Source organism: Actinoallomurus bryophytorum (assembly GCF_006716425.1).
Lineage (GTDB): Bacteria > Actinomycetota > Actinomycetes > Streptosporangiales > Streptosporangiaceae > Actinoallomurus > Actinoallomurus bryophytorum.
Genome location: NZ_VFOZ01000001.1, coordinates 7,125,263 through 7,137,940, shown reverse-complemented (window position 1 = coordinate 7,137,940; position 12,678 = coordinate 7,125,263). Strand labels below are relative to the sequence as shown.

The following is a 12,678-nucleotide window of genomic DNA, read 5'->3' as shown; positions in this document are numbered from 1 at the left end:
CGTCTCACCATGAGCCTCAGAGTGTTCGTCACCGGCGGCACCGGCGCGATCGGCGGCCAGGTGATCCCGGTCCTGGTCCAGGAAGGTCACTCGGTCACCGCGCTCGCCCGTACGCCGGAGAAGGCGGCCGCGCTCACCGCTCAGGGCGCGACGGCGGTGCCGGTGTCGCTGTTCGACCGGGCCGGGCTGACGGCGGCCTTCGCCGGTCACGACGCGGTGGTGAACCTCGCCACCGCGATCCCGCCGATGACGAGGTTCATGAGCGCCAGGGCGTCGCGGAACAACGAGCGGATACGCACGGCGGGTTCGGCCGCCGTCGTCGACGCCGCGCTCGCCGCCGGCGTCGGCCGGGTCCTCCAGGAATCGGCCTGATCCTGGGCCGGCCCGGCGACTACGTCTCCTCCATCCACCTCGGCGACGCGGCCACGGCCGTCGCCGCGGCACTGGACGCTCCGGCGGGAACGTTCAACATCGTCGATGACGAGCCACTGACCAAGCGCGGGTACTCCGACGCACTCGCCGGCGCCGCGGGGAAGGCCACGTGGCTGCGCGGGCCCGGTCGGGCCGCGTTCGTCTTCGGTGACCGCCTCACCTCGCTGACACGCTCCCTGCGCGTCGGCAACGCCCGCTTCCGTACCGCGACCGGCTGGACGCCGCGGTTCCCCAGCGCCCGCGAGGGCTGGATCACCACCGCGAAGGCCCTCGGACAGTGAACGTTTCTCCCCGCGGTGGTCATCCGAGCCGGTCGAGCCGGTCGAGGGCCTCGATGAGGCGGGCCGCCGGAGGCCAGAACGGCAGCCTCAGGTGGTGGCCGAACCCGTTGAAGGCGGAGAAGGCCGGGCCGGCGGCGAGCAGCACACCGTGCCGGCGTGCGCGTTCGGCCATGGCGAGGGTGTCCTCGCCGGTGTCGATCCACAGGCCGGTGCCGCCGGCGGGCGACGGCCACGTCCACCCCGGCCGCCGGCGACGCAGGATCTCCTCGGTCCGGTGAAGGTGGTCCAGCAGCATGACCCGGCGCTGCTCGCGAGCCCGGGCGGTGTGGGAGAGAAGGTCGGCGGCGAGCAGCTGGTCGATCACGGCGGCGCCGAGGTCGATGGCCTTCTTGGCCTCGGTGAGACGCGCGATCAGGGCCGGGTCGCCGCGTAGCCAGCCGATGCGGAGCCCGCCCCACAGGAGCTTGGAGGTCGTGCCGACGCTCAGGGTCCGGTCGGCGGGGAGCAGGTGCGCCAGCGCCGTACGCGTGCCCAGGCCGTCGAGCACCAGGTCGGCCGAGGACGTGTCCTCGACGGTGAGGACACCGTGCCCGCCCAGCACGTCCGCCAGCTCGCGGCGGGCGAGCGGGGAGAGGGTGGTTCCCGTGGGGTTGTGCGCCGCGGGCTGGCAGTAGACCAGCCGGGGCCGGTGACGGGTGAGGTGCCGGTCGAGCAGGTCGAGGTCGAGGCCGTCGTCGCGTACCGGTACGGCCAGCAGGGTCGCGCCACCGCTGCGGAACGCCTCGAGCGCGCCGCGGTAGGTGGGTTCCTCGACCACGACCTCGTCGCCGGGGTCGACGATCGTGTGGGCGAGCAGCCAGACGGCCTGCTGGGAGCCGTTGGTGACCAGGATCTGGGCGGGTTCGCTGGGCAGCCCGTCGGCGGTGTGCTGTGCGGCGATGGCCGCACGCAGCCGGGGCAGCCCGGCCGGGTGGTAGCCGTCGGTCCCGAGTTCGGCCCCGAGGTCGAGCCGGGCGATCGCGTCGTGCACCAGCGGAAGCCCCGGTAGCGCACCGCTGGACAGGTCCACCGCCGACGAGTCGTGCCCGGTGAACGAGGCGAGACGGCCATCCGACGGCGAGGAGGTGCCGGTCAGCGGGCGCGGGCGGCGCAGCTCCGAGCCGGCGCCCCGCCGGGTGAGCAGCTGTTCGTTCGCGCGGAGGATCTCATAGGCCTCGGTGACGGTGCCGCGTGAGACCCCCAGCGCCGCGGCCAGCGCCCGCTGGGACGGCAGGACGGCGCGGTCGGCCAGGACACCGACGGTGAGGAGCTCGCCGATGGAGCCCGCGAGGGCGTGCGGCAGTGCGGTGCCGGACCTGGCCCATTCACCGAGCAGCCTGGCGAGCGTCGCCGCCTCGACCCGGCCATCGCTCGCCACTCCCCCATTCTGAGTCCTGGCCGCGTCGTGGGCCAATCGGGCCACAGTGGCCTGGCGCGGACCACACGCGTCTCGGGACGATGACGGTCACCTCGCGGGATGTCTGAAGGAGCTGGGTCGATGGCGACGGTCGTTCTGGTGGGCACGCTCGACACCAAGGAACAGGAGTACCGCTGGCTGCGGGATCAGCTCGTCGACGCCGGCTGCGAGGTCACCGTCGTCGACGCCGGTACGTTCTCGGACGACACCGGACTCGCCGACGTCGGCGCACGGGCCGTGGCCGAGGCGGCGGGCGCCGACCTCGACGCGTTGCGCGAGGCAGGCGACCGTGGCGCGGCGATGGAGGCGATGGCCACCGGCGCCGCGCGGACCGTACGCGAGCTGTACGAACGCGGCGCGTTGCACGCCGTGCTGGCCGTAGGTGGCTCCGGCGGATCGGCGGTCGCCTCGCGGGCGCTGCGAGGGCTGCCCATCGGTGTGCCCAAGCTGCTGGTCTCCACGATGGCCTCCGGCGATGTCGGGCCCTATGTGGGCGAGGCGGACGTCACTCTCATGTACTCCGTGGTCGACATCTCCGGGCTGAACTCCATCTCCCGCGCCGTCCTGGGCAACGCGGCGGCCGCCGCGGCCGGGATGGCGCTGCGGTACGAACGCGGCGCCGGGACGGCGGAGCAGGACGAGCGACCGCTGATCGGCGCCAGCATGTTCGGGGTGACCACCCCCGCGGTGGACGAGGCGCGCGAGCACCTGACCGGCCTGGGATACGAGGTGATCGTCTTCCACGCCACCGGATCGGGCGGACGGGCCATGGAGGCGCTCGCCGAGTCCGGCATGCTGGCGGGCGTGCTGGACCTGACCACCACCGAGCTGGCCGACGACCTGGTGGGCGGCGTGCTCTCGGCGGGCCCGCACCGGCTGGAGGCCGCCGGCAGGCGGGGAATCCCGCAGGTCGTCAGCGTCGGCGCACTCGACATGGTCAACTTCGGCCCCCGTGACTCCGTACCCGGCCGGTTCGCCGACCGGCTCCTCTACGTCCACAATCCGACGGTGACCCTGATGCGCACCACGCGCGAAGAGATGGCCACGCTCGGAGCGCGCGTCGCGGAGAAGGTGGCCGGGGCCGCCGGCCCGGTCGAAGTCTTCCTGCCCGTACGCGGTGTCTCCGCCATCGATGTCGCCGGCGGCCCCTTCGAGGACGCCGAGGCCGATGCCGCCTGCTTCCAGGCGATCACCGAAGGCCTGGCCGGCGGCCGCGTCGCCGTGCACGAGATCGATGCGGCGATCAACGATCCGGGCTTCGGCCGCCGCGCCGCGCAGGCGCTCCACGAACTCATCAGTGATGCGGGCTCCGTCCCGGCGACCTCAAGGAGCTGACCTTGGACCGCAGCACCGCGCTGTCCCGCCTCAGGGCCAACGCCGCGGCCGGCAGACCGATCATCGGCGCCGGCGCGGGTACGGGCCTGTCCGCCAAGGCCGCCGAGGCCGGCGGGGTGGACCTGCTGATCATCTACAACTCGGGCCGTTACCGGATGGCCGGTCGCGGCTCGCTCGCCGGGCTGCTGCCCTACGGCGACGCAAACGCGATCGTGGTGGACATGGCCGCCGAGGTGCTGCCGGTCGTCCGCGACACCCCCGTGCTCGCGGGTGTCTGCGGCACCGATCCCTTCCGGCTCATGGGGCCCTTCCTCGACCAGCTAGGCGCGATGGGCTTCACCGGCGTGCAGAACTTCCCCACGGTCGGCCTGTACGACGGCGTCTTCCGGCAGAACCTGGAAGAGACCGGCATGGGCTTCGACCTGGAGATCGAGATGATCCGGACCGCCCATGAGAAGGGCCTGCTCACGGCCCCGTACGTCTTCGACGCCGAGCAGGCCGCGGCGATGACCGACGCCGGAGCCGACGTCCTGGTCCCCCACGTCGGGCTCACCACCAGCGGTTCGATCGGCGCGACCACCGCGCTCACGCTGGACGACGCCGTGGCCGCCGTGCAGCGGATGCGCGACGCCGCCGTCGCGGTCGACCCCGACGTCCTCGTCCTGTGCCACGGCGGCCCGATCGCCGAACCCGCCGACGCGCAGTACGTCCTGGACCACACCACCGGCATCGCCGGATTCTTCGGCGCGTCCTCGATGGAGCGACTGCCCACGGAGAAGGCGATCGCCGCCCAGGCCGCGGAGTTCGCCGCGCTACGGGTCTGAACCCGCGTCACCCTCATCCTCCGCCGCAAAGGAGCACCATGCACCTTCGACCCGAGGCCCACGCCACGATGGTCTTCGACTGGGGCAGCATCAAGTGGCTCGTCTCTCCACGTCACATCGACGGCGCGAAGAGCACCCTCGGCGAGGTCGTGATCAACCCCGGCCGCGGACACGAACGGCACAGCCATCCGGCCGCCGACGAGGTGCTCTACGTCATCGACGGCGAGGGCGTCCAGATGGTGAACGACGAGGAGGCCTTTCCCGTCAAGGCCGGCGACGCCATTCACATCCCGGCCGGAGTCCCCCACTCCACGACGAACACGGGCTGGCGTACGCTCCGGCTGGTCGTCACCTACACGCCCGGCGGCGAGGAGGCCGCGCTCGAACAGGCGCCCGGCTACACGCTCCTGCCGCCCGGCACCGTCCCGGCCTGGGTACCCGAAGCCTCGGCCTGAGGCGCGTACCGGCCCCCGCGACGGCGAAGCCGGGCCGGGAGTGCCCCGGCCCGGCTTCGCCGGTCAGTCATTCCCCGTCAGTAGGTGGAGCCCCCGGAGTTGAGCCGGACCGCGACGCTGATGATGCCGAGAATCAGGGCGACGATGCCGCCGATCCACGCCACCCTCGCGAGCGTGTCAGGCCGGCCCTGGCTGCGAAACTGATTTTGGGCAACGAGCCCGAGCACGATCGCCGCCGGTGAGCAGCAGAACCAGCACACGATGCCGACGATCGACAGGACCTGCGGCGTGCTGGACTCCGGCTGCTGCTGCGGGTAGCCCGCACCATAACCAGGGGGCGGCTGCTGAGGCGGGTATCCCATGTTTCCTCCCGTTAAAGAATGCCGAAGCGGTAGATCTGCCAGATCTCCGCGAAGGCAAGAACCGCGAGAATAGCGAAGGCGGGGATCAATTGTCGCCATCTATTCGGTAGTTCACGCCAAAGCGTTGCAAATCTGGAACGACGGGTGAACGGAATGAGGACGAACCCCACGCAGGCGGCGACGGCCAGCGGTGAGGCGCCGACGGCGCCGGCGAGGTCGGCGTGCCCGAGATGGACCGCCGCCGTGGTGAATCCGCACATCGGACAGGGGATCCCCGTCGTCTCCCGCAGCAGGCACAGCGTCGGCGGACGAGGAACGCGAAGCAGGGCGAGACCGACGACCACGGCGATGAGCACCCCGAACCGCGAGGCCGCCGCCCATGGACGCGAGGTCACCATAGGCACAGTGTGCCCTACGCCGGCCGAGAACGTCTCCAGCGAATTCCGTAGACGCACTCGGGCACTCGGGTACCCGGGCGGTTTACGCGGGACCGTCCTGTCCCTGCACGGAGACCCCCGCGATCCCGGCCGGAGTCGCGTGGCGTTCCAGGTAACCGATGACCAGTTCGATGCCTTCGGCGATGACCAGCTCGTCGCCGCGGAGGTCATGTTCGAACGCCAGCTGGAAGACCCGGTCGCCGACCTCCACAGCGAGTTCGACGACCCCCTGGACGGTGCCGTCCTGCGCCATTCCCATGGCCTGTGCGAAGGCGAACAGGTCGGCCGCGATCCGTTTGTTGTGCGCCCGGCAGAAGTCGTACACCACCTGGTTCGACCGGCCTCGCCACCAGATCACCACGAAGGCGGGCCGCTGATGGTAAATCGTCAGGAACGCCCGCATGGTCGCCGCCACCATCGTCCGTACGGAGACGGTGCTCAGCGCGCCCACCGCGGCGTCCACCGCGGCGTCCATCTCGGCGGTGTCCCGCTTCACGAGCGCTAAGAGGATCTCGTCCTTGTCCGCGAAGTACTGGTACAGCGACGCGACCGGGACACGTGCCCGCTCCGCGATCGTCCGGGTGCTCAACGCGGTCAGGCCGTCCTCGACGATGAGTTCCGATGCCGCGTCGAGAATCCGCTGAACGCGCTCACGGCTGCGGCGTTGCACCGGCGCCCTGCGAATGCCCGTGTTCGCCCTTGCCGCTGTCACGGTAGTAAGTGTACAAATGCCGAAACCGATTCGAGTTCACTTATGATCGCGGAGACCGATTCACCGTTCGCTTGACCCTGACGAGGAACCCCGATGGCTGACCACTGAGGGTCAGTCTGACGTCCAGCTGCTGGAAAGGGTTCTCAGTGGACTTCGCAAGTTCCAACCGGGGTGCCTCCCCCAGCATGACCTCCGTCAAGATCATCATCGGAGGTGGCTTCGGCGTCGGGAAGACGACCTTCGTCGGGTCGGTCTCGGAGATCACGCCGTTGACCACCGAGGCCGTGATGACCTCGACCAGTACCGAGATCGACGACCTCAGCGTCATTCCCGGCAAGGCGACCACGACCGTCGCCATGGACTTCGGCCGGATCAGCCTCGACCGGGAGCTCATCCTCTATCTGTTCGGCACACCCGGTCAGCACCGGTTCTGGTTCATGTGGGACGACCTGGTCAAGGGCGCGATCGGCGCCGTGGTGCTGGTGGACGTCCGCCGGGTCGCCGACTCCTTCGCCGCGGTCGACTACTTCGAGGACTCCGGGGTGCCCTTCATCGTGGCCATCAACCGCTTCGACGACGTGCGGACCCACGCCGTCGAGGACGTACGGGACGCGCTCACGATCGACCCGCACGTACCGGTCGTGACCTGCGACGCGCGCGACCGCGCGTCGGCCAAGGCGACCCTCATCGCCCTCATCGACCACGCGGTGGCCATGCGCGACCAAGGCATGCCCATCAGCCAGTGAGCCCGCACACCCGCGGGCCCTCTCAGGGAGAAATACGACCATGTTGCGCGGTGAGAAGGTGGGGCTGCGAGCCCGGCACGAGACAGATGTTCCCATCCTGCAGTCCGAGCTCTACGACGACGTCGCGGCCCGGTCGAGGGCCGACTCCCGGCCATGGCGGCCGATCTCACCCGGTTCCGCCGCCTCGCCGTACGCCGTCGCCGACCCGACCGACGACGATGCCCCCTTCTCCGTCGTGGAGCTCGCCGGCGGCGAGCTCGCGGGCGAGGCGCTGCTGTGGGGCATCGATCCGCACAACCGGACGGCTCACCTCGGGATCTCCCTGCGACCGGCCTTCCACGGCAGAGGGCTGGGCACCGACGTCGTTCGCGTGCTGTGCCATCACGGCTTCGCCGTCCGCGGTCTCCACCGCCTGCAGATCGAGACGCTCACCGACAACGCCGCGATGATCCGCATAGCCGCCAACGCCGGGTTCGTACGAGAAGGCATCCTGCGTGATTCGTCCTGGGTCGACGGTGAGTTCGTCGACGAGGTCGTCTTCGGGCTGCTCGTCAGCGAATGGCACCGAACCTGAAAGCGGCCGGCCCGGCCCTTCCGTCCGGGCGGCCGGCGGCGGCGGCAAGGGCACAGGCCCGCTAAGCAGGTACTTAATATAAGCCTTGAAAAAGCTCCCCACGGAACCTTGACACCGCGCCTGACCGCGATCAGTCTCTCGGGAGAGCGCTCTCCTTCGTCCACTCCCGGCGCACGCCAGACCCGCCCTTCCCGCCGGGAGTCCTTACGGCCACCCCACAGCACGGCGGTGTTCCCTCCGCTGCTCCGCCGTGCTCGCGAAGAGGAGATGCCCCATGAAGGCCGGTGTCCGGGTACCACTACGTCCCGCTGCGACCACGGTCGTGATCGCAGCGCTGACCTTGCTCATGGCATACGTCGGAGTCATCCTGCCTCCTCCGGCGAACGCGGCCGCCTCTCTGCTCTCGCAGGGGAAGCCGGTCACCGCCTCTTCGACCGAGAACGCGGGCACGCCCGCCTCGGCCGCCGTGGACGGGGACTCCGGGACCCGGTGGTCGAGCGCCGCGGGCGATCCGCAGTGGCTCCGGGTCGATCTCGGCGGCTCCGCCACGGTCAGCCAGGTCGTCCTCAACTGGGAGACGGCGTACGCGACGGCCTTCCAGATCCAGGTCTCCGCCGACGGCGCCACCTGGACGACCGTCTACAACACCACCACCGGCACCGGTGGCACGCAGACCCTGAACGTCTCGGGCACCGGGCGCTACGTCCGGATGTACGGGACGGCACGCGCGACGCAGTACGGCTACTCCCTGTGGGAGTTCCAGGTGTACGGCTCGACCGGCTCGGCACCGCCGCCGAGCACGACACCGATCTCCGCGTTCAAACAGGTCTCGGCCTCCTCCGCGGAGGGCGGCAACGCGCCTGCGGCGGCGCTGGACGGCCGTACGAACACCCGCTGGTCCAGTCTCGCCTCCGACGACCAGTGGCTCCAGGTCGACCTGGGCGGCCCCGCCACGATCACCGGCGCCTCGCTCATCTGGGAGAACGCCTACGCGACGGGCTATCGCATCGAGGTCTCCGACAACGGCACGGCCTGGACCACGATCTACACGACGACGACCGGCAAGGGCGGCACCGAGAACCTCGACATCTCCGGCAAGGGCCGCTATATAAGGTTCCACGGCACGGCGAGGGCGACCGGTTACGGCTACTCGCTCTGGGAGTTCCAGGTCTTCGGTTCGGTCGACGCGTCGGTCAGCACCCCGCCGCTGCTCTCGCCGCCGACCAAGGCCCCGGGCACCACCGGCCAGTTCGCCCTGACGACGCCGGCCGACCACGCCATGGTCACCGACACCCGCCGTCCGATGCTCGCCTGGAACTCCGTGCCCTCCGCCGCGCACTACGAGGTGTGGCTCAACATCAGCCGCACCGACTACGACTTCACCGCCTCGGGCAGCCTGCTCGACCTCTACACCAAGGTCGCCGAGCCCACGGGCACCAGCTACACGCCGACCTGGGACATCGGCGACCGCTGGACGTACAAGTGGTTCGTCGTCTCGGTGAGCGGCTCGGGGGCCAAGACCACCTCCGGTATCCGCACCTTCAGCCTCTATCTCCCCGCCATCAAGGCGGCCGGTGACGGCGTCAACATCGTTGACGGCGCGCGGGACCTCGACAAGAACGGGTCGATCGAGCCGTACGAGAACTGGCGGCTGCCGGTCGAGACGCGAGTGTCGGACCTTCTCAGCAGGATGACCCCTGAGGAGAAGGCGTACCAGATGTTCTACAACTCCCAGGCGTACCCGCTGTCGGGCTGGCACTTCGGCCCGGCGCAGCCGAACGACCTCAACAACGTGCTCGTCGCCGCGGCGGGAACACGCCTCGGCATCCCCCCGGTCTCGGCGGGCGACACCACGGCCGGGTACCAGACCACGTACCCGCTGCAGAGCGCGCTGGCCGCCGGAAAGGACTACCCGCTCGACTACAAGCTCGGTGACATGCAGCGCCGCGAGGAACTCGAGGTCGGCGCGCGCGGCGTGCTCGGACCGCTCGCCGAGGTCGGCACCAAGGTGCTGTACCCCCGCATCCAGGAGGGCAACGGCGAGAACGCCGACGTCGCGGCGGCTCAGGTGCGCGCCCTGGTCTCCGGCCTGCAGGGCGGGCCGGAGCTCAACCCGGGCTCGGTCCTCGCGACCGTCAAGCACTGGCCGGGAGAGGGCGCCGGCGGCGAGGCGGGCATCGTGTACGACGGGGTGACGATCAAGTACCACATGATCCCGTGGCGGGCCGCGCTCGATGCCGGAGCCGTCAACATCATGCCCGGCTACGCGGGCAGTTCGTACCTCGACCCGGGCGGCCCCGGCGCGGGCAACAGCAAGCCCATCCTCGACTACCTTCGCAACAACCTGGGCTACACGGGCCTCATCACGACCGACTGGCTGCCCTCCGACGCGTGGGTCAGCGCGGCGAACGCCGGCTCCGACGTGATGGGCGGCGCCGACCCGGGCGCGGCCGGATTCTCGATCGCGAGCTTCCTGTCCAGCGTGCCGATCGCCAGGGTCAACGACGCGGTGACCCGTATCCTGCGGCTGAAGTTCGAGCTCGGCGTCTTCGACCGCCCGTACGGCGACCCGGTCAACGGCCCGTACCGCTTCCACCAGCCGTCCTACACCGCGCTCGCCAACCAGGCCGCACGCGAGTCGCTCACCCTGCTCAAGAACGCGGGCGGCGTGCTTCCGCTCAAGCTCAAGTCGGGCGACAACATCGTGGTGGCCGGTCCGCGTGCCACCGACGGCGCCTCCTGCTGCGTCTGGACGAGCTACTTCCACCCGGACTACGGCTCGCTCGACATCCTGGACGCGATCAAGGCCCGTGCCGCCAAGGACGGAGTGAACGTCTACGCCGACAGCGGGCCGTCACCGAAGCTGGCCATCGTGGCGGTCGGTGAACCCAGCTACACGCACGCCACCGCGTGGGTGAAGGAGCAGCCCTACCTGCCGGCGGACCAACTGGCCATCATCCAGAACTTCCACAACCAGGGGATCCCGGTGGTCGTGGTCATGGACCTCCCCCGGCCGACGGTGATCTCCGACTGGAACGGCATCGCCGACGCCATCGTGATGACCTATCGCGGCGGCGAGGAGGTCGGCCCGGCCACGGCCTCCCTGCTCTTCGGCGACTACACCCCTCGCGGGAAACTGCCCTGGCAGCTGCCGCGGAGCGTCGACCAGATCCTGAAGCCGGGCGGCACCGACACCCCCGCCGACGCCGTCGAGGACTGGAGCCTGCCGTACGACCTGGGCGCGACCGCAGCCGAACGCTCCGACATCCGCGCGAAGATCGACGCCGGTCAGTCGCCGCCCACCACCTACGGAAACCCGCTCTACCCCTACGGCGCCGGCCTCCAAGGCTGGTAGTACGCGGCCATCGCTCCGTGGCGGGCCTCCTCGTAAGCCCGGCACGGAGCGATGCCAGGACGCCTAGAGGCGCGCCGTCGCCGGGGGCGCGGCATGGGCCGCGTGGCGCTCCAGATAGCCGATGACCATTTCGATGCCTTCGTCGATGACCATCTCGTCACCGCGGATGTCATCTTCGAACGCCAGCTGAAAGATCCGGTCGCCGACCTCCACCGCGAGCTCGACGACTCGGGGGACGGTGTCGGCCTTCACCAGCCCGGCTTCCCGCGCGAAGGCGAACAGGTCGGCCGCGATCCGCTTGTTGTGCGCGCGGCAGAAGTCGTATACCGCGCGGTTCGTCCGGCCTCGCCACCAGATCACCACGAATGCGGGTCGCTGGTGGTAAGTCGTGACGAAAGCGCGCATTGTCGCGGTGACGATCGTCCGTACGGAGACGCTGTCCAGCGCGCGCACCGCCGCCGTCACCGCGGTGTCCGTCTCGGCGGTGTCCCGCTCCACGAGCGCCAGGATGATCTCGTCCCTGTCGCCGAAGTACTGGTACAGCGAGGCGACCGGGATGCCCGCCCGTTCGGCGACCAGCCGGGTGCTCAGGCCGGTCAGGCCGGATTCGACGATCAGCTCCGACGCCGCGTCGAGGATCTGCTGGACGCGCTCTCTGCTGCGGCGTTGCACCGGGGCCCGTCGCGCCCCCGCATTCGCGCTTGCCGCTGTCATGCGAACAAGTGTACAAATACTGAAGCTGACTCTGGTTCACCTTTTAGCTCCCCCCAAACGGCTCCCCGCTCTGACGACAGATGAGAATGGCTCCACGACGATTCCGAAATCGGTGGTCTCGGCCTGTCGACGGTCGCGTCCACCGGCGGCAGGCGGTCACTCGCCCGGTCCACGCCGCGCCGCATCAGCCTTTCTTCGCAGTCGAGCCGCCTGATCTCCCGCCACTGGAAAGGGTTCTCAGTGGACTTCGCACGCTCTAACCCGGGCGCTCTCCTGACGATGACCTCCGTCAAGATCATCATCGGAGGTGGCTTCGGGGTGGGGAAGACGACCTTCGTCGGGTCGGTGTCAGAGATCATGCCGCTGACCACCGAGGCCGTGATGACCCAGGCCAGCAGCGAGGTCGACGACATCAACGCGATCCCGGGCAAGACGACCACGACCGTCGCGATGGACTTCGGCCGGATCAGTCTCGACCAGGAGCTCATCCTCTACCTGTTCGGCACGCCCGGGCAGCACCGGTTCTGGTTCATGTGGGACGAGCTGGTCAGGGGCGCGATCGGCGCGGTCGTCCTCGTCGACACCCGCCGGGTCGTCGACGCCTTCGCCGCGGTCGACTACTTCGAGGATTCCGGAATGCCCTTCATCGTCGCGGTCAACGGCTTCGACGGCGTGTTCACCCACACTCCCGAAGATGTGCGGGACGCGCTCACGATCGGCCCGGACGTACCGATCGTGACCTGCGACGCGCGGAGACGCGACTCCGCCAAGGCGACGCTCATCACGCTCATCGAACGCGCCCTGTCGATGAGCGACATCCCCGTCGACCGCTGAGGCTCACCCGCGTCAGCCGGGGACGTCCAGCGCACCGGCCGGCTCCGGGTCGGGCCCGCGCGTGCCCGGAGCGGGCGTAAACCGGCCACAACGGGACACATTTCTTGCGGAATGTGCGAATCGATTGTCATCCGCGACGTTTGTGTCCGCGTCCCAACAGC

Annotated in this window: 13 protein-coding genes; 8 read left to right on the top strand and 5 right to left on the bottom strand. The window is 69.9% G+C overall.

Annotated elements, in window-relative coordinates; genetic code table 11:
* Positions 1-9 precede the first annotated feature (9 nt).
* Positions 10-372 (top strand): SDR family oxidoreductase, encoded by a 363-nt coding sequence (locus FB559_RS44940; RefSeq protein WP_221640293.1) that lies wholly within the window; start codon positions 10-12, stop codon positions 370-372.
* 360 nt (positions 373-732) lie between these two features.
* Here FB559_RS44940 and FB559_RS33025 read toward each other — a convergent pair whose 3' ends face one another.
* Positions 733-2,130 (bottom strand): aminotransferase-like domain-containing protein, encoded by a 1,398-nt coding sequence (locus tag FB559_RS33025; RefSeq protein ID WP_185792519.1) that lies wholly within the window; start codon positions 2,128-2,130, stop codon positions 733-735.
* Positions 2,131-2,250: 120 nt separating this feature from the next.
* On the opposite strand from FB559_RS33025, the gene FB559_RS33020 reads away from it, so the two are divergent.
* Genes FB559_RS33020 through FB559_RS33010 form a run of 3 tightly spaced genes read left to right on the top strand, consistent with a single transcriptional unit; the run spans position 2,251 to position 4,783 of the window.
* Positions 2,251-3,504, top strand: a complete 1,254-nt coding sequence (locus FB559_RS33020; protein WP_141960856.1) for a Tm-1-like ATP-binding domain-containing protein — start codon at positions 2,251-2,253, stop codon at positions 3,502-3,504.
* 2 nt (positions 3,505-3,506) lie between these two features.
* Positions 3,507-4,328, top strand: coding sequence for a phosphoenolpyruvate hydrolase family protein (locus tag FB559_RS33015; RefSeq protein WP_141960855.1), 822 nt, complete (start codon positions 3,507-3,509; stop codon positions 4,326-4,328).
* A gap of 38 nt (positions 4,329-4,366) precedes the next feature.
* On the top strand, positions 4,367-4,783 hold the full coding sequence (locus tag FB559_RS33010) for a cupin domain-containing protein (protein ID WP_141960854.1): 417 nt from the start codon (positions 4,367-4,369) through the stop codon (positions 4,781-4,783).
* A gap of 77 nt (positions 4,784-4,860) precedes the next feature.
* Here FB559_RS33010 and FB559_RS33005 read toward each other — a convergent pair whose 3' ends face one another.
* From FB559_RS33005 to FB559_RS32995, 3 genes are all read right to left on the bottom strand, one after another.
* The gene (locus FB559_RS33005; RefSeq protein ID WP_141960853.1) at positions 4,861-5,145 is read right to left on the bottom strand and encodes a DUF4190 domain-containing protein; all 285 of its coding nucleotides are present in this window, start codon (positions 5,143-5,145) and stop codon (positions 4,861-4,863) included.
* Between the two features lie 11 nt (positions 5,146-5,156).
* Positions 5,157-5,501, bottom strand: coding sequence for a DUF2752 domain-containing protein (locus tag FB559_RS33000; protein ID WP_221640292.1), 345 nt, complete (start codon positions 5,499-5,501; stop codon positions 5,157-5,159).
* Between the two features lie 124 nt (positions 5,502-5,625).
* The gene (locus FB559_RS32995) at positions 5,626-6,294 is read right to left on the bottom strand and encodes a TetR/AcrR family transcriptional regulator (RefSeq protein WP_185792518.1); all 669 of its coding nucleotides are present in this window, start codon (positions 6,292-6,294) and stop codon (positions 5,626-5,628) included.
* A gap of 185 nt (positions 6,295-6,479) precedes the next feature.
* On the opposite strand from FB559_RS32995, the gene FB559_RS32990 reads away from it, so the two are divergent.
* From FB559_RS32990 to FB559_RS32980, 3 genes are all read left to right on the top strand, one after another.
* Positions 6,480-7,040, top strand: a complete 561-nt coding sequence (locus FB559_RS32990) for a GTP-binding protein (protein ID WP_141960850.1) — start codon at positions 6,480-6,482, stop codon at positions 7,038-7,040.
* 40 nt (positions 7,041-7,080) lie between these two features.
* Positions 7,081-7,614 (top strand): GNAT family N-acetyltransferase, encoded by a 534-nt coding sequence (locus tag FB559_RS32985; protein WP_141960849.1) that lies wholly within the window; start codon positions 7,081-7,083, stop codon positions 7,612-7,614.
* Between the two features lie 274 nt (positions 7,615-7,888).
* On the top strand, positions 7,889-10,969 hold the full coding sequence (locus FB559_RS32980) for a discoidin domain-containing protein (RefSeq protein ID WP_141960848.1): 3,081 nt from the start codon (positions 7,889-7,891) through the stop codon (positions 10,967-10,969).
* 63 nt (positions 10,970-11,032) lie between these two features.
* On the opposite strand, the gene FB559_RS32975 is transcribed toward FB559_RS32980, so the two are convergent.
* Entirely contained in the window at positions 11,033-11,683 is a 651-nt protein-coding gene (locus FB559_RS32975; protein WP_141960847.1) for a TetR/AcrR family transcriptional regulator, read from the bottom strand.
* 279 nt (positions 11,684-11,962) lie between these two features.
* Between FB559_RS32975 and FB559_RS32970 the strand changes: the two genes are divergently transcribed.
* On the top strand, positions 11,963-12,517 hold the full coding sequence (locus FB559_RS32970; protein ID WP_141960846.1) for a GTP-binding protein: 555 nt from the start codon (positions 11,963-11,965) through the stop codon (positions 12,515-12,517).
* The last annotated feature ends 161 nt before the right edge of the window (positions 12,518-12,678 follow it).